The organism is Halioglobus japonicus, assembly GCF_001983995.1.
In the GTDB taxonomy this organism is placed as follows: Bacteria; Pseudomonadota; Gammaproteobacteria; order Pseudomonadales; family Halieaceae; genus Halioglobus; species Halioglobus japonicus.
In genome coordinates this window covers 3715383-3732599 of record NZ_CP019450.1, presented here as the reverse complement: position 1 = coordinate 3732599, position 17217 = coordinate 3715383, and the positions used below count along the sequence as shown (strand labels likewise).

Here is a 17217-nt window from a genome sequence, read left to right as displayed (position 1 = left end):
AGTGATACAAGGTGTCATAGCAAGCAGTGTGAATCGGGTCGTGGTGGGACTCGGGGTCACTGGTTTGTCGTGCGCGCGCTTCCTGCACTCGCAGGGGCAGGCCTTCTCCATTGTCGACACCCGCGAAGATCCGCCCGGCCTGGCGGAGATTGAGGCCGAGATGCCGGAGGTGCCGGTTTACGTTGGCCAGTTCCCCGCAGAAATACTGGCTGCCGCCGATGAACTCATTGTGAGCCCGGGCATTGCCCCCGACGATCAGATGCTGGCACCGGCGATCGCCGCAGGCGCGCGCATCATGGGCGATGTTGATCTGTTTGTGGCCGAGGCAACTGCGCCAGTGATTGGTATTACCGGATCCAATGCCAAGTCCACAGTGACCGAGTTGCTCGGCGCCATGGCCCGCGAGGCGGGGCTGGATGTTGGTGTGGGTGGCAACCTGGGTACGGCGGCGCTGGACTTACTTGCCCCGGAGCGAAAGCTGTATGTGCTTGAGTTGTCCAGCTTTCAGCTGGAGAGAGCCAGCCATTTGAACCTCGCGGTGGCCACCGTGTTGAACGTGAGTGCCGATCATCTTGATCGTCACGGCAACATGGTGCGTTATCACCAGGCCAAGCATCGTATTTTCCAGAGCTGCCACAAAGCCGTGGTCAATCGCGATGATCCGCTCACAGTGCCCCTGCTGCCGGACGCTGTTGAGGTTGTCAGCTGGCGTCTCGGTGAGCCTGAGCTGCGCGGTTTCGGTATTCGCGACGGGCAGTTGTGTTTTGGTAACGACGTACTCATGCCCGTGGCTGAGCTGGGTATTGTTGGGCGACACAACCAGGCGAACGCGCTGGCGGCCCTGGCATTGGGTAGCGCCGCCGGCCTGCCCGTAAGCGCCATGTGCGCCGCATTGAAAGCATTCCGCGGCCTGCCGCATCGCTGCGAGCTCGTGGCAGTGCACAACGAGGTGCGTTACATCAATGATTCCAAGGGCACCAACGTGGGAGCTACCCAGGCTGCCCTGGCAGGTCTCGGCGGCGACCACGACGTGGTCTTGATCGCGGGAGGTCAGGGCAAGGGCGCTGACTTTAAAGCCCTGAGAGCACTGGTAACACAGCACTGCAAGCGCCTACTGGTGTTGGGTGAGGACGCGCCGCTGATGGCAGATGCCCTGGCTGGCGCAACCGAGATCGAACGGGTCGAGTCCATGGACGAGGCGGTTGCGCTTGCAGCGCAATGTGCTGTCGATGGAGATACGGTGCTGCTGTCTCCGGCCTGCGCGAGCTTTGATATGTTCTCCGGGTTTGCCGCGCGCGGTGACGCCTTCCGCCTGGCCGTGCAAGCGCTTGAGGTGGAGGCATGAGTCGCGCTGTCGCGCCAAACCTGATGCCCGATGCGGGCATTCTGCTGCTCGGTGTGGCACTGATGCTGGTGGGGCTGGTAGCTATCAGCTCGGCATCGATCGAGTATGCTGACATCAACTACAAGAGCACCTGGTTCCACACGATTCGTCATCTGATCTATATGGCGCTGGCCCTGAGTGCGGCCTTTGTTGTGTACCGTATTCCGCTGCAATTCTGGGAACAGACCGGCTGGATCTGGCTGTTCATCGCCCTGGCGCTGCTCATTCTGGTGTTGATACCCGGCGTTGGGCGCGAAGTGAACGGCAGTCAGCGCTGGCTGCCACTGGGACCTTTCACTCTGCAGCCTTCGGAGTTTGCCAAGCTGGCAATGGTGGTTTACCTGGCCGGTTACATGGTGCGCCGTGAGCATGAGGTGCGTCACGAGTGGCAGGGCTTTCTCAAACCTATGGCGGTGCTGTTTGCCGCTACCTTGCTGTTGATGGTGGAGCCCGATTTTGGCGCCACAGTGATTGTGGCGGGTAGCGCTTTCGGGATGTTATTCCTTGCCGGCGTGAAGCTGGGTCACTTCATGGTGGTTGGTGCCGGCGCGCTGGGGGCGTTACTGGTGCTGGTCGTCAGTGAGCCCTACCGGGTCAAGCGCCTGACGGCCTACACCGACCCCTGGGCTGACCCTTACGACACCGGCTTCCAGCTGACGCAATCGCTGATCGCTTTTGGTCGGGGCGAGTGGTTCGGGGTTGGGTTGGGTAACAGCGTACAGAAATTGTTTTACTTACCGGAAGCCCACACTGATTTCGTCTTCTCTATCTGGGCAGAGGAGACGGGTTTCATCGGTGCACTCGCTGTCATTCTTCTGTATGTCGCTCTCATCGGCCGAATTCTCTGGGTGGGCCGGGCAGCGCAGCTGGGCTCACAACCGTTTGGGGCCTATGTCTGCTACGGAGTGGCGCTGGTCTTTTCCGGGCAGGCGTTCGTGAACATGGGCGTGAGCTCCGGTTTGTTGCCCACCAAGGGCCTGACCCTGCCCTTTGTCTCCTATGGTGGCACCAGTCTTATTGTGTGCTGTGTCATGCTGGCGTTAGTGCTGCGTATCGATCACAGCGTGCGCCATGGGGAGGTGCGTTCATGAGCGCGCCCATCCTGATGATGGCAGGCGGCACCGGCGGCCACGTCTACCCGGCACTGGCAGTGGCCAATGCGTTGCGCGACCGTGGTCACGAGGTCGAGTGGGTGGGTACCTCGCGTGGCCTAGAACAGCGCGTGGTGCCGGCGGCCGATATCAAACTTCATCACCTCGCAGTGCGGGGTGTGCGAGGCAAGGGTCTGTTGGACAAGCTCCAGAGTCTGCTGGCGCTGGGCTTCGCTTCGGTGCAGGCACTGTGGCTGGTGTTGCGCTTGCGCCCGGCCGCGGTTGTCGGCATGGGTGGTTATGTCGCGGGCCCCGCGGGTGTTGCCGCCTGGCTACTGCGACGTCCGCTGCTTATCCACGAACAAAACGCCGTTGCCGGGACAACGAATCGCATGCTGCAACCGCTGGCGGACGTGGTTGTCACCGGTTTTCCGGGAGCCTTCAAAAGTGATGTGGAGGCGATCGCGCTGGGAAATCCGGTACGCGAGGATATCGTCGCCCTCGGTGAAGCCCAGCACTATGACTACGATGGTAAGCGGAGCTTACACGTACTCGTGCTCGGCGGGAGTCTGGGCGCGAAGCCGCTCAATGAAACCGTGCCTGAGGCGGTGAGCAAATTGCTCGAAGAAGGCGTTGATTTACGCGTCTGGCACCAGACCGGTGAAGCGCATGTCGGTCCGGTCAGCCATGCCTATCCCGCCGATCACGCGAATGTGCGCGTCGCTCCTTTTATCGAGAATATGGCTGAGGCCTATGCCTGGGCCGACGTTGTGATCTGCAGGGCGGGTGCGCTGACAGTGGCCGAGCTCGCTGTGATGGCGCGTCCGGCCATTCTGGTGCCCCTCCCGCATGCCATCGATGATCACCAGACGGCGAATGCGCGGTCATTGGCAGACCGCGGCGGCGCCATCTTGTTGCGCCAGGCAGACATGTCGGTAGCTGCGCTGATGCAGTCACTGCGCGGTTATCTCAATCACCCGGAGCGCCTGCGCGCAATGTCTGCCGCGGCCAGGGCTGTGGCGGCACCGGATGCAACGGCCAGGGTCACTGACCGGTGCGAGGAGTTGTTCCGTGATAAGTGACAAGAATATCTACTCCGTGCCTGAAATGCGCCGCGTACGCCGCATCCATATGATTGGTGTGGGCGGAACGGGCATGAGCGGTATCGCGGAAGTGTTGGTGAATCTCGGCTACGAAGTCGGTGGCTCCGACCTGCGGGCCAGTCCGGTGACAAGGCGCCTCGAAGCCCGTGGCGTGGAAGTATTTATCGGCCATGAGGCCGGGAATGTCGGCGCGGCGGACGTGGTTGTCACTTCCAGTGCTGTAGACGAGTCCAACCCCGAGGTTGTTGCAGCGCGCGAGGCCCGTATTCCTATCGTGCCCCGGGCAGAGATGCTGGCAGAGCTGATGCGCTATCGTCACGGTATCGCAGTAGCAGGTACCCACGGTAAAACCACCACCACCAGCCTGATTGCCAACGTGTTTGGCGAGGCGGGTCTGGATCCCACGTTTGTCATCGGCGGCCTGGTTAACAGTGTCGGCAGTAATGCACAGCTGGGCGCCAGCAGGTTCCTGATTGCTGAGGCCGATGAAAGCGACGCCTCATTCCTGCACCTGCAGCCGATGGTCACCGTGGTGACCAATATTGAAGCCGATCACATGGATACCTATGGCGGCGACTTCTCTGTGCTGCGCCGTACTTTTCTCGACTTTCTTCACAACCTGCCGTTCTACGGTATTGCGGTGCTGTGTGTGGATGACCCTGTGATTTGCGAGATGTTGCCCGAGGTCAGCCGTCAAATCATCACCTACGGCTTTGCCGACGATGCAGACTATCGCATCGACGATATGCAGCGCGAGGGCCTGACCACGCGCTTCACCGTGCACCGTCCCGGTGACATGGCGCCGCTTGAGGTGAGCCTGAACATGCCCGGCGAGCACAATGTCCTGAACGCCGCGGCAACGATTGCCGTGGCCTGTGACGAAGGGCTCGACGATGCCGCGATCCTGCGCGGTCTGGCGGGCTTTGCCGGGGTGGGTCGCCGTTTCTCGCCGATGGGCGAACTGCAATTGCCTGCCGGGCAGGCCCTGCTGTTCGACGATTATGGCCATCATCCCACCGAGGTTCGGGCCACACTCGATTCTGCGCGCCAGGCGTTTCCCGAGCAGCGCATCGTCATGGTGTATCAGCCTCATCGATACTCGCGCACCCGCGACCTGTATGAAGACTTTGTGGCAACGCTGTCACGCTGTGATGTGCTGGTACTCCTCGATGTGTATGCCGCGGGCGAAGAGCCCATTCCTGGAGCAGACAGCCGCAGCCTCACACGCAGTATTCGTCAGCGCGGCCAGCTGGAACCCATCTTTGCCGAGAGCATTGACGACGTGCCGCGCATTCTCTGCGACGTGGTGCGCGAGGGTGATGTGATTGTGACCCAGGGGGCTGGCAACATCGGCGCGTTGGCGAGAGATCTGGCTGGTTTGGATTTTTCAGAGGTAGACGGTTCATGAGTGCGGCGAATTTGAAACAGGGCGAGATAGCTGTGCTGCTGGGCGGAACATCCGCCGAGCGCGAAGTGTCGCTGAACAGTGGTGCTACCGTGGCTGAGGCGTTGCGCTCCCTCGACTACCGGGTGCGCGAGGTCGACCCCGCTGATGCGGGTTGGCTGGCGCAACTGGACGGCGTCGACTTCGCATTCAATATCCTGCACGGCCCCGGTGGTGAAGATGGCTGTATCCAGGGTGCGCTGCAGGCCCTGGGTGTGCCCTATACCGGCTCTGGCGTGCTCGGCTCGGCGCTGGCAATGGACAAGCAGCGCAGCAAGGAATTGTGGCAGGGCATTGGCATATCCACCGGCGGTTTTGCGATGTTGCGCGCAGACACCGACTGGCAATCAGTGATCGATCGCCTTGGCCGGGTGTTCGTCAAACCTACCTGCGAGGGTTCCAGTATTGGCATGGCGCCCGCCAGCAATGCCGAGGAGCTTGAAGCCGCTTATCGCGAGGCGGCGCGCTACGGAGGCGCCGTGCTTGCCGAGCAGTTTATCAACGGACCTGAGTACACCGTGAGTATTCTCGGCGGGCGAGCCCTGCCTTCTATCTGCATGGAGACGGATAACGAGTTTTATGACTATGAAGCCAAGTACATATCCGATGACACCACGTACAACTGCCCCTCAGGGTTGTCCGCCAGCGATGAGGCAGAAGTGGCTGAGCTGGCACTGGCGGCGTTTAACTCCCTCGGCTGCGCTGTCTGGGGGCGCGTCGACACCATGCGCGACGCCGACGGCCGCTTCTATGTACTCGAAGTAAATACGATTCCTGGAATGACCTCACACAGCCTGGTGCCAATGGCGGCCCGGGAAGTGGGCATGAGTGTGCCGCAACTGGTCGAGCAGATCCTGCTCCTGAGCGCGGAGGCACAGAGATAGCATGGGCGTCGCGATTAAGTTGCCATTGTTCGGGCGCCGGCCCGAGGAGAAGCGCAAGCGCAAACCCGGCAAGCGGCCGGTGAAAAAGCAGGAAGCTTCCGCGCAGGCCAAGCGCAAGCCGCGCCAGGCGCCGGCCAAGGGCGCAACCCGCAAGCAGCAGGCGCAGGCCGATAAGTCGCCGGCCAATTTTGCCTGGCTGAACCGCCTGCTGATCATCGTGGGCATTGGTGTGGTATCCGCCGTGGGGCTGCAGGCGTGGATTTTCCTGGCCGCGATTCCTGTCGAGCGCATTTCCGTCACCGGCGAGCTGGCCAATACCCGCACCACGGCCGTCCAGGACATGGTGCAGCCGGCACTGGTGGGGGGCTTTTTGGGCACCGACCTTGCCGAAGTGCGCGGTCAACTGGAGGCGCTGCCCTGGATATACGAGGCCAATGTGCGGCGCGTCTGGCCGAATGCGCTGGAGATACACGTGGTCGAACAGCTGCCGATCGCCCGTTGGGGTGATGGCGGTTTTCTCAATCATCAGGGCGAGGTGTTTCGGCCCAGTGATAGCGAGGCTTGGGGCAGCCTGCCTCAGCTGCGCGGCCCGGAAGGGGCTGCAGGTGAGTTAATGCACACCTACCAACGACTGGTGGATATTCTCACGCCGCTGCGGCTGAGCGTGACCCAGCTGGTAGTCGATGAGCGCGGCCAGGTGGAAGCGGTGCTCTCCGGTGGTCAGTCGCTGATGATTGGCGGCGGTGAGTTCCGCGAGCGGATGCAGCGATTCAGTCGCCTTTACCGGGCGGAACTGGTGTCGCGCATGGACGAAGTGCAGCGGGTGGATTTGCGGTATCGCAAGGGTGTTGCGGTGGCTTACCGCGAGCCCGTGGCGCCAGAGCCACCTACGGATAACGAAAAAGCGTAAGGGGAGAGACTGCCATGGGCAGCGCGCAGGACAAAAGAATGATCGTCGGCCTGGATATCGGGACATCCAAGGTGGTTGCCATTGTGGGGGAAGTTGGCATGGACGGCGAGATTGAAGTGGTGGGCATTGGCTCGCACTCCTCCAAGGGCATGAAAAAAGGCGTGGTGGTGAATATCGAGTCCACTGTGCAATCGATCCAGCGCGCGGTGGAAGAGGCCGAGCTCATGGCCGGATGCCAGATTCACTCTGTGTATGTTGGCATTGCCGGTAGCCATATTCGCAGCCTGAATTCGCACGGCATCGTGGCGATTAAGGACAAAGAAGTATTCAGTCACGATCTCGAGCGGGTGATCGACGCGGCCCAGGCGGTGGCGATTCCCGCTGACCAGAAGATATTGCACATCCTGCCGCAGGAATACGTCATCGATAACCAGGAGGGCATTAAGGAACCCCTGGGAATGTCTGGCGTGCGCCTGGAAGCAAAGGTGCATCTGGTGACCTGTGCCGTGAACGCGGCCCAGAACATTGAGAAATGTATTCGCCGCTGTGGGCTGGAAGTTGAAGAAATTATTCTCGAGCAGGTGGCGTCGAGTTATTCGATTCTCACCGAGGACGAGCGCGATCTGGGTGTGTGCCTGGTCGATATCGGCGGCGGCACCAGCGATATTGCCATCTTCACCGAAGGCGCCATTCGTCACACCGGTGTGATTCCGATTGCCGGTGACCAGGTGACCAACGATATCGCCATGGCCCTGCGTACACCGACCCAGCACGCCGAAGAAATCAAGATCAAGTACGCCTGCGCGCTGACTCAGCTGGCAGGTGCCGAAGAAACGATAAAGGTGCCCAGCGTTGGCGATCGCCCGCCGCGGGACTTGTCCCGGCAATCACTGGCAGAGGTTGTTGAGCCCCGCTATGACGAACTGTTCACGCTGGTGCAGGCCGAGCTGCGCCGCTCCGGCTTTGAAGACATGGTGCCCGCGGGCATCGTGCTGACCGGCGGCACCTCCAAGATGGAGGGCGTGGTGGAGCTGGCCGAGGAAATTTTCCATATGCCCGTGCGGGTGGGTTACCCCCAGAGTGTGCAGGGCCTCAATGACATTGTGCGCAACCCGATTTACGCCACCAGCGTGGGTTTGCTCCAGTACGGTGTCGATCACATGGAAGAAAACAATCAAGGGGGTGGGCGCAGCCAGAGTGGCGCGCCTGCCGAGAGTTGGATCAATCGGGCCAAGGCCTGGATCTCAAGCAATTTTTAAGCGGTAAACCGTCGCGCTGACACGCGGCTTTTTTATAAAAGGGGAGAAATAAACCATGTTTGAACTGATAGACAATGTACCAAGTAACGCGGTCATAAAAGTGATCGGCGTGGGCGGAGGCGGCGGCAACGCCGTGAAGCACATGATCGAGAACTCGGTTGAAGGCGTTGATTTCATCTGTGCGAACACTGATGCCCAGGCGCTGTCGGACATTGAGTCCAAGACAGTGCTGCAGCTCGGTGGCGAGATCACCAAAGGTCTCGGTGCGGGTGCCAACCCGGAGATCGGCCGGGCGGCGGCCATGGAAGATCGCGAGCGTATCGCCGATTCCATCCGCGGCGCGGATATGGTCTTCATCACTGCCGGTATGGGCGGTGGTACCGGTACCGGCGGCGCGCCTGTGGTGGCGGAAGTTGCCCGTGAGCTGGGTATTCTGACCGTGGCGGTTGTGACCCGTCCCTTCCCCTTTGAGGGCAAGAAGCGGTTAAAAATTGCCCAGGAAGGTGTGGGTGAATTGCAGCAGCACGTGGACTCTTTGATCACAATTCCCAATGAAAAATTGCTGGAAGTGCTAGGTAAAAATACCAGTCTGCTCGATGCCTTTAAGGAGGCAAATGATGTATTGTTGGGCGCAGTTCAGGGGATAGCCGATCTGATTATCCGTCCCGGCATGATCAATGTGGATTTCGCCGACGTGAGGACGGTAATGTCCGAAATGGGCATGGCGATGATGGGCACCGGCAGCTCCAAGGGCGAAAATCGCGCCCGTGAGGCAGCTGAAAGAGCCATAAACAGCCCCCTCCTGGATGATATTGATTTGCAGGGTGCACGCGGAATTCTGGTGAATATCACCGCGGGTCTCGATCTCGCACTTGGCGAGTTCGCCGAAGTTGGCGACACGATCGAGGAATTTGCATCCGAAGAAGCGACAGTTGTAGTAGGTACGGTTATCGATCCGGAGATGACGGACGAGCTGAAAGTAACCGTAGTAGCCACCGGTTTAGGTAGTGAAGCGGCGCGTGCGCCGTTGCAGGTCGTAGATACCGCACCTGCCAAACCGGCGGTCAGCACTGAGACCGAGCTGGATGAGCCCAATTACGCCGATCTGGACCGCCCCGCGGTACAGCGTCGGCAACGGGCCGCCGCAGGCGCTCAGGCTGCTGTTGCTGCAGATGCAAGCGAGGAGTATTTCGATATTCCCGCTTTCCTGCGCAGACAGGCCGACTGAGGTACGCCCCGGAGAAACCCGGTGGTGCCCAGGGCCAAAAGCTTATGGGCTACTGACGGAGTGATTATGATTCGACAGCGCACACTGAGAAACGCGATCAAGGCGACGGGCGTAGGCTTGCACACGGGCGATAAAGTCTACCTGACCCTGTCCCCTGCGCCGGTGGATACCGGTATCGTATTTCGCAGGGTCGATCTCGATCCGGTGGTAGAAATCCCCGGACGAGCGCACAACGTTGCCGAAACAACGCTCTCTACCAGTCTTCACGCTAACGGCGAGAAGGTGTCCACCGTGGAACACCTCATGGCAGCCATGGCGGGCCTGGGCATTGACAACGCATACGTGGATGTCAGCGCTCCGGAAGTTCCGATCATGGACGGCAGTGCCGGACCATTCGTCTTCCTGCTGCAGTCGGCAGGGATTGAAGAACAGAATGCGCCCAAAAAGTTTATCCGGATCAAACGCAAGGTCACGGTCGAGGACGGCGACAAGGTAGCCAGCTTCCTCCCCTTTGATGGCTTCAAAGTCTCCTTTACCATCGATTTTGACCACCCCGTTTTCCGCGATAGAGCACCGCATGCCGAGGTGGATTTCTCCACGACGTCCTTCGTCAAGGAAATCAGCCGGGCCCGTACGTTCGGCTTTATGCATGAAATCGAGTACCTCCGCTCCCAGGGCCTGGCCCGGGGCGGAAGTGTCGACAACGCCATCGTGGTTGATGATTACCGCATCCTCAACCAGGATGGCCTGCGTTACGACGATGAGTTCGTGCGCCACAAGATTCTCGACGCCATCGGCGATCTGTACCTGCTGGGTAACAGCCTGATTGGCGAATTCCGCGCCTACAAGTCCGGCCATGGGCTCAACAACGACTCGCTTCGGGCGCTGATTGCCCAGCCCGATGCCTGGGAAGTGGTGACTTTTGAAGACGAAGCCACTGCGCCTATCTCCTACGCCTTCAACCCTGTTCCCGCGGTTTAAGGTCGATCGACGCTGATCGGCCCAAATTGGGTACCAGTTCACACCGTTTGTGGTTATTTCGTGGTCAATCATGCCGGTTTGTGGCATAGTCCGCGGCCCTGTGACCGATTTTTCTTGTAGATGAAAGTCATTCTCATAAATCGCAAGCACGGCGGATCCCGTTCGATTGAACTGGGTCGCTGGTCTCGTGCGTTGCTCTCCCTGTGCTGTCTGGGCCTGCCCCTGGGTATGGTCGGTGTAGGCTACATGCTGGGTCAGGACTCTGACGCCAATGCGATGCGCGAAGTAGCCCTGGATCGCCTCCAGGACGAGCTCGCTGAGCAGGAGCAGGAATTGGCGCAGCTGCAGGCTCAGGCCGAGCGCAAGATGGCCGCAATGACCCGTAATGTGGCCGAAATGCAGGCGCGGATGACCCGCCTGGATGCACTTGGTCAGCACCTCACCGCCATGGCAGATCTCGAAGAGGGTGAATTTGATTTCAGCGAGCCCCCGGCTATGGGTGGTCCGCTGGGCGGCGAATTCAGCGTTGAATACAGCACCTCGGACCTGATGGCCGAGCTCGGCCTGTTTCAGGCCCGGGTAGAAGACCGTGAGCAGCAGTTGGAAATTCTCGAGACGCTGCTCAGTAACCGCAAGCTAGATGAGCAGACGTTCCTCTCCGGGCGCCCGGTCGAAAAGGGCTGGATTTCCTCTTTCTATGGCAAACGCAACGATCCCTTTACCGGCAAGCCCGCCTTCCATCACGGCGTCGATTTCGCCGGTAAGGAAGGCACCAATGTCATCTCTGTGGCGGCCGGCGTTGTTACCTGGACGGGGTCCAAGAGCGGTTACGGTGAGACCATTGAAATTTCCCATGGCGATGGCTTTGTCACCCGCTATGCCCACAATAAAGAGAGCCTGGTCAAGCCGGGTGATGTGGTGCGCAAGGGCCAGCCGATTGCCTTAATGGGTTCCACCGGTCGCAGTACCGGTGCCCATGTCCACTACGAAGTCTACAAGCACGGTCGCTCAGTCGACCCGTCAAGTTACATACGACGAACCCGCCGCTGACGCGTATAATCCCTTCTTTTTGTTCCCGCCCGTCCACGTAGGTCCGGCGGGTTGTTTCGTATACAAGACAAGTTGAACAGCTATGATTGGCAATCCCCTGAAGATGATTTTTGGCACCCGCAATGACCGGGAGCTCAAGCGCCTGGGCAAGGTGGTCAAAAAGATTAATGCCCTGGCCGAAGACACGGCGGCGCTCAGCGATGAGCAGCTGAAAGCCAAGACGGAAGAATTCAAAGGTCGGCTGGCGAACGGCGATACCCTGGACAAGATACTGCCCGAAGCGTTTGCCGTTGTGCGTGAGGCTGGCGAGCGGGTTCTGGGCCTGCGCCATTTTGACGTGCAGCTGATCGGCGGCATGGCGCTGCACGAAGGCAAAATTGCAGAGATGCGCACCGGTGAGGGTAAGACGCTGGTAGCGACCCTGCCGGCCTACCTGAACGCGCTGGCAGGCAGCGTACACCTGATTACGGTCAACGATTACCTCGCCACCCGGGATGCTGCCTGGATGGGGCCCCTGTATGAATTCCTCGGTGTCAGTGTGGGTGTGATTCGCTCCGGGCAGTTGCCGGAACAGAAAACCGCCGCCTATAGCGCCGACATTATCTACGGCACCAACAACGAGTTTGGTTTCGATTATCTGCGCGACAATATGGCCTTCACCCTGGGTGACAAGATGCAGGGCAACCTGGCCTTTGCCATTGTCGACGAGGTGGATTCCATCCTGATCGATGAGGCCCGTACACCGCTGGTGATTTCCGGCGCCTCTGAAGACAGTTCAGAGCTTTACAAGCGCATTAACAAGCTCATTCCTTCGCTCCAGGCTGATGTTGAAGGCCAGTCCGGCCACTTCACTGTGGATGAGAAGGCCCGCCAGGTGGAGCTGACTGAAGACGGTCATGAGTTCATTGAGGGACTGTTGATTCGCGAAGGTCTGCTGCAGGAGGGCGACAGCCTCTACGCGGCCACCAACTTGAACCTGCTGCACCACGTGTATTCAGGCCTGCGTGCCCACGCCATGTTCCAGAAGGATGTGGAGTACATTGTACAGGAAGGGCAGGTGGTGCTGATCGACGAGCATACCGGTCGTACCATGCCCGGCCGGCGCCTCTCTGAAGGTCTGCATCAGGCGATCGAGGCGAAAGAGGGCGTGGCGATCCAGAGTGAAAGCCAGACCCTGGCGTCCACCACCTTCCAGAACTATTTCCGCCTGTACGACAAGCTCGCCGGCATGACCGGTACCGCGGATACAGAGGCCTTTGAATTCCGCCAGATTTATGGTTTGGAAGTGTTGGTCATTCCCACCAACAAGAAGCAGGAACGCAAGGACCTCAACGATGTGGTCTACCTCAGCCGCGAAGAGAAGTTCGACGCCATTGTTGCCGACGTGAAGGATTGTATGGAGGCAGGTGCACCGGTACTGGTAGGTACGGCCTCTGTTGAAACCTCAGAAGAACTGTCGGCGCGTTTCCGCAAATCCAAGATTCAGCACAAGGTACTGAACGCCAAATACCACGAACAGGAGGCGGAAATTATCGCCCAGGCGGGCCGCCCCGGTGTTGTGACCATCGCCACTAACATGGCGGGCCGCGGTACCGACATCGTGCTCGGCGGTAATCTGGAGGCAGAAATGACTGCCGCTGGCGAAATCTCCGATGTGCGCAAAGCCGAGCTCAAGCAAGCCTGGGAGCAGCGTCACCAGCAGGTGCTGGAGGCCGGCGGCCTGCATATTCTCGGCACTGAACGACACGAATCACGCCGTATCGACAACCAGCTGCGCGGCCGTGCCGGGCGCCAGGGTGACCCCGGTGTGTCGCGGTTCTATCTGTCGCTGGAAGATAACCTCATGCGCATCTTCGCCTCTGACCGGGTGAAAAACTTCATGCAGGCCCTGGGCATGGAGAAGGGCGAGGCGATTGAGCACCGCATGGTGACCAACGCGATTGAAAAAGCCCAGCGCAAAGTAGAAGGCCGCAACTTCGATATCCGCAAACAGTTGCTGGAATATGACGACGTCGCCAATGACCAGCGCCAGATCATTTACGAGCAGCGCAATGACCTGCTTGGTGAAGCGGACATTTCCGACACTATTACGGCTATTCGCGCTGATGTGGTGAACGAGGCGGTCGACAGCTTTATTCCGCAGATGAGCGTGGAAGAGCAGTGGGATATTCCAGCCCTGGAAAAGCAGCTCGAAGCCGAGTTTGCGCTGCCGCTGCCCGTGCAGTCCTGGTTGGACGCCGACGACAAGCTTCACGAAGAAGCCCTGCGTGAGCGAATTGTGAATGAAGTTCAGGCGGCCTATGAAGCCAAGTGCGAATCTGTGGGCCCTGACATGCGCAAGATCGAAAAGCAGATCATGCTGCAGGTGCTCGATACGCTGTGGAAGGAGCACCTGGCGACGATGGACCACCTGCGCCAAGGTATTCACCTGCGCGCCTACGCCCAGAAAAACCCCAAGCAGGAATACAAGCGCGAGTCCTTTGCCCTGTTTGAAGACCTGCTTAGCAATCTCAAGCTTGAGGTGGTGAAATTCCTCAGCCATGTGCAAATCCAGCGCCAAGATGAAGCAGAGCTGATTGAGCGGCAGCGCCGGGAAGCTGCCGAGCGTGAAAAGCTCGCCTTCCAGCACGCCGAAGCATCTGCGATGGGTGAGTCCGAGGCGGAAGAGCCGCAAGCGCCGCAGCAGCCCTCCACCTTTACCCGCGAAGCGCCCAAGGTGGGCCGCAATGATCCCTGCCCCTGTGGCAGCGGCAAGAAATACAAACAGTGTTGCGGCAAGCTCTAAGGTGATTTGATGGCCGTAGGAAACGATACGCTCCCCAAGCTCCTGCCCGTGCCAGGGCTGCGCCTGGCCACGGTATCTGCCGGTGTAAAGACACCGGGACGCAAGGACCTGGTATTGATGGAGCTGGCCCCTGGCGCCAACTGTGCCGGCGTGTTTACCCAGAATGCATTCTGCGCGGCGCCGGTAGCGGTGGCCGAGTCACATCTGGGTGCAAGCCAGGCACAGCCTCGTTATCTGCTCGTTAATACTGGCAATGCCAACGCGGGCACCGGAGAGACTGGCCTGCGTGACGCACGTGCCTGCTGTGCTGCTGTGGCAGAAGCCACAGGGTCAGATGCGGCAGAGGTTTTGCCGTTTTCGACGGGCGTCATCGGTGAGCCGCTGCCGGTAGAGAAAATCACCGCGGCAATTCCCGCGGCGGTAACCGGCCTTGATGCCGACGGCTGGGCCGATGCGGCGGAAGGTATTCTTACTACTGACACGCGGCCCAAGGGTTTGTCGGTGTCTTTCAACTGCGACGGCATCGACTATGTTGTGACCGGTATTGCCAAGGGCGCGGGTATGATCCGCCCCAATATGGCGACCATGCTGGGCTATATTGCCACTGACGCTGCGGTGGCTCCGGAGCTGCTGCAACGTCTGCTCAGCGAGGCGACCGACATGTCGTTCAACCGGGTCTCGGTTGATGGTGATACCTCCACCAACGACGCCTGCGTCTTGGTGGCAACCGGTGCCGCGGGCAATGCTGTCGAGCAAGATGCCGGTTCAGCATTGGCGCTGGCACTGCGCGATGCCGTGCAGGAAGTCGCGGTGACCCTGGCCCAGGCGCTGGTGCGCGACGGCGAGGGTGCCAGCAAGTTTGTCACCGTCGCTGTCGAAGGTGGCCTGAATGAGCAGGAATGCCTGGACGTGGCCTTTACGATTGCCCATTCGCCGCTGGTGAAAACCGCGCTGTTTGCCTCTGACCCCAACTGGGGAAGACTGCTGGCGGCCATCGGACGCGCCGGTCTGGCTGAACTCGATGTGGATCGCGTCGGCCTTTATCTCAATGATGTGCTGATTGCCGAGCGCGGCTGTCGTGCGGCCAGCTATACCGAAGAACAGGGTGTTGCAGCAATGGCGGCCGAAGATATCGTCATTCGTGTGTGCCTGAATCGGGGTGACGCCGCTGCCAGTGTCTGGACCACTGATTTTTCCTACGACTACGTGCGTATCAATGCTGAGTACCGTACCTGAATGACTGAGGTGCATGTCGCTGTGGGCGTTATTCTCGACGCCGAGCGGAATATTCTTCTCACCCGCCGCGCCGCCGATGCCCACCAGGGCGGCCTGTGGGAATTTCCCGGCGGGAAAGTGGAAGCCGGCGAAACTGTACAGGCGGCCTTGTCGCGTGAGCTTGCCGAAGAATTGGGAATCGAGGTCAGCGCTAGCGAGCCGCTGATCGAAATTCGCCACGACTACGGTGACAAGCGGGTCTTCCTGGACGTACATATTGTCCCGGCGTTTGCGGGGCAGCCCAGTGGGCTGGAGCAACAACCCATGGCCTGGGTGTCTGCTGCGGAACTGGCGGGTTATGAATTTCCGGCGGCCAATGTGCCGATTGTTAAGGCAGTGCAGGCCTACCTACGCTGATTGCGCGAGAAATTGCGCGTGCAATTGCTCGACGATACCATCCAGGGCGTTCAGTGATTTCGAATTGTCGATCACAATATCCGCTTTCCCCACACGCTCCTCGCGCGACATCTGCGCCGCCATAATCCGTTTCACCTGAGCCTCATCATTATTGTCCCGGGCAACGGTACGCGACAGTTGAATATCTTCCGGTACATCAACAACCACAATGAGGTCGGTGAGGTCTTTCTGCTGCGTCTCCAGCAGGAGTGGCGAGGCAAGAATAGCGTAGGGCGATGTGGCAGCGGCGAGCTGGTCGCGAATTTCCTGGCCGATCAAGGGGTGGGTTAAGGCCTCCAGCCAGTGGCGTTCGGCTTCATCGGCAAACACAATCTTGCGCAGCGCTGCCCTGTCCAGGCTGCCATCTGGCAGTAGAATGGCTTCACCGTGGCGCTGGGCAATGGCCTCGAGTGCAGCGCCGCCGGGTTCTACCACAACGCGCGCAGCGATATCCGCGTCGACCACGGTTATTCCCAGCGCCTCAAACCGTGAGGTGACGGCAGACTTGCCGCTGCCGATGCCACCGGTCACACCGACAATCACTGGGGCGCAACTCCCAGCAGCGTGCTGTTAAGCGTGTCTCCCACTATCAGCGCCAACCATCCGGCCGCGGCGAGATAGGGGCCAAAGGGGATGGGTACTTCGCGGCCGCGATTGCGGGCAATCATCAGCCCGATGCCGACGACAGCGCCAACCACGGAGGATAGCAGGATAATCAGGGGCAGCATCTGCCAGCCCAGCCAGGCCCCGAGGGCGGCCAGGAGTTTAAAGTCGCCATAGCCCATGCCTTCCTTGCCGGTGAGCAGTTTGAATATCCAGTAGACGCTCCACAGGCTCAAGTAGCCGCCCATGGCGCCGATGACGGCCTGCTCAATGGGCACAAAGGTACCGCACAGGTTAAACAACAGTCCGAGCCACATGAGTGGAAGCGTAATGTCGTCCGGGAGTAACTGATGATCGATGTCGATCATGGTGAGTGCGATCAGTGCCCAGGTCAGCAGCATGGCGCCCAGCAGTGCCGGCGAGGGCGGAAAGAACCAGGCCAATGCCAGTGTCATCAGGCCAGTGAGCAGCTCAATAATGGGGTAGCGAACTGAGATGCGCACTCCGCAGTTGGCGCAGCTGCCACCCAGCAACAGATAGCTAAGCACAGGAATATTCTGCCAGGGTTTAATCGGTGCCTGGCAGGCCGGGCAGTGGGAGTTGGGTGTCGCGAGGGTGAGTTGCGGCTCTTCTTTCTCCGGCTCAACCTCGAGCAGCTCACAGCAGTCGCGCCGCCAGCGCGACTCCATCATGATGGGCAGGCGGTGAATTACCACATTGAGAAAACTGCCGACAATAAGACCCAGTGCCAGCAGCACGGTGTAGGTCAGCCCCGGGTGCAGGGCGAGGATTTCAGACATCGTAAACCTTGTTCCCGGAGCCGT

The 17217-nt window shown here is 59.8% G+C and carries 15 protein-coding genes; 13 read left to right on the top strand and 2 right to left on the bottom strand.

Translation table 11 applies throughout. The features are described from left to right. Position 1: 1 nt before the first annotated feature. The 13 genes from murD to mutT all read left to right on the top strand — a co-directional run bounded on the left by murD (position 2) and on the right by mutT (position 15751). Positions 2-1345: a UDP-N-acetylmuramoyl-L-alanine--D-glutamate ligase gene (murD, locus tag BST95_RS17515; protein ID WP_229801618.1), complete on the top strand. Its 1344-nt coding sequence runs from the start codon at positions 2-4 to the stop codon at positions 1343-1345. Continuing rightward, positions 1342-2475 carry a putative lipid II flippase FtsW gene (gene ftsW / locus BST95_RS17510; protein WP_229801617.1) on the top strand — a complete coding sequence of 378 codons (1134 nt, stop codon included), beginning with the start codon at positions 1342-1344 and terminating at the stop codon, positions 2473-2475. The genes murD and ftsW overlap by 4 nt, the downstream gene beginning before the upstream one ends. After that, positions 2472-3557, top strand: a complete 1086-nt coding sequence (gene murG, locus BST95_RS17505) for an undecaprenyldiphospho-muramoylpentapeptide beta-N-acetylglucosaminyltransferase (RefSeq protein ID WP_084200742.1) — start codon at positions 2472-2474, stop codon at positions 3555-3557. The genes ftsW and murG overlap by 4 nt, the downstream gene beginning before the upstream one ends. Further along, entirely contained in the window at positions 3550-4986 is a 1437-nt protein-coding gene (gene murC, locus BST95_RS17500; RefSeq protein WP_205737404.1) for a UDP-N-acetylmuramate--L-alanine ligase, read from the top strand. The genes murG and murC overlap by 8 nt, the downstream gene beginning before the upstream one ends. Then, on the top strand, positions 4983-5906 hold the full coding sequence (locus tag BST95_RS17495) for a D-alanine--D-alanine ligase (RefSeq protein WP_066050480.1): 924 nt from the start codon (positions 4983-4985) through the stop codon (positions 5904-5906). Before murC ends, BST95_RS17495 begins: the two co-directional genes overlap by 4 nt. A 1-nt stretch (position 5907) precedes the next feature. Further along, a complete protein-coding gene (locus BST95_RS17490; protein ID WP_084200740.1) occupies positions 5908-6816 on the top strand; it encodes a cell division protein FtsQ/DivIB in 909 nt (302 codons plus the stop codon). Between the two features lie 14 nt (positions 6817-6830). Further along, positions 6831-8075, top strand: a complete 1245-nt coding sequence (gene ftsA / locus BST95_RS17485; protein ID WP_084200739.1) for a cell division protein FtsA — start codon at positions 6831-6833, stop codon at positions 8073-8075. A gap of 55 nt (positions 8076-8130) precedes the next feature. After that, positions 8131-9303 (top strand): cell division protein FtsZ, encoded by a 1173-nt coding sequence (gene ftsZ / locus BST95_RS17480; RefSeq protein WP_084200738.1) that lies wholly within the window; start codon positions 8131-8133, stop codon positions 9301-9303. Between the two features lie 66 nt (positions 9304-9369). Continuing rightward, on the top strand, positions 9370-10284 hold the full coding sequence (gene lpxC / locus BST95_RS17475) for a UDP-3-O-acyl-N-acetylglucosamine deacetylase (protein ID WP_084200737.1): 915 nt from the start codon (positions 9370-9372) through the stop codon (positions 10282-10284). Positions 10285-10404: 120 nt separating this feature from the next. After that, complete coding sequence (locus BST95_RS17470; RefSeq protein WP_084200736.1) at positions 10405-11334, top strand: M23 family metallopeptidase; 930 nt, start codon at positions 10405-10407, stop codon at positions 11332-11334. Positions 11335-11416: 82 nt separating this feature from the next. Next, positions 11417-14119 carry a preprotein translocase subunit SecA gene (gene secA, locus BST95_RS17465; RefSeq protein WP_084200735.1) on the top strand — a complete coding sequence of 901 codons (2703 nt, stop codon included), beginning with the start codon at positions 11417-11419 and terminating at the stop codon, positions 14117-14119. A gap of 9 nt (positions 14120-14128) precedes the next feature. Continuing rightward, complete coding sequence (argJ, locus tag BST95_RS17460) at positions 14129-15355, top strand: bifunctional glutamate N-acetyltransferase/amino-acid acetyltransferase ArgJ (protein ID WP_084200734.1); 1227 nt, start codon at positions 14129-14131, stop codon at positions 15353-15355. Continuing rightward, the gene (mutT, locus tag BST95_RS17455) at positions 15356-15751 is read left to right on the top strand and encodes an 8-oxo-dGTP diphosphatase MutT (protein ID WP_084200733.1); all 396 of its coding nucleotides are present in this window, start codon (positions 15356-15358) and stop codon (positions 15749-15751) included. It begins immediately after the preceding gene. Here mutT and coaE read toward each other — a convergent pair. After that, positions 15743-16333: a dephospho-CoA kinase gene (gene coaE / locus BST95_RS17450; protein ID WP_084200732.1), complete on the bottom strand. Its 591-nt coding sequence runs from the start codon at positions 16331-16333 to the stop codon at positions 15743-15745. The genes mutT and coaE overlap by 9 nt on opposite strands. Next, positions 16330-17193, bottom strand: a complete 864-nt coding sequence (locus BST95_RS17445) for a prepilin peptidase (RefSeq protein ID WP_084200731.1) — start codon at positions 17191-17193, stop codon at positions 16330-16332. The genes coaE and BST95_RS17445 overlap by 4 nt, the downstream gene beginning before the upstream one ends. Between the last annotated feature and the right edge of the window lie 24 nt (positions 17194-17217).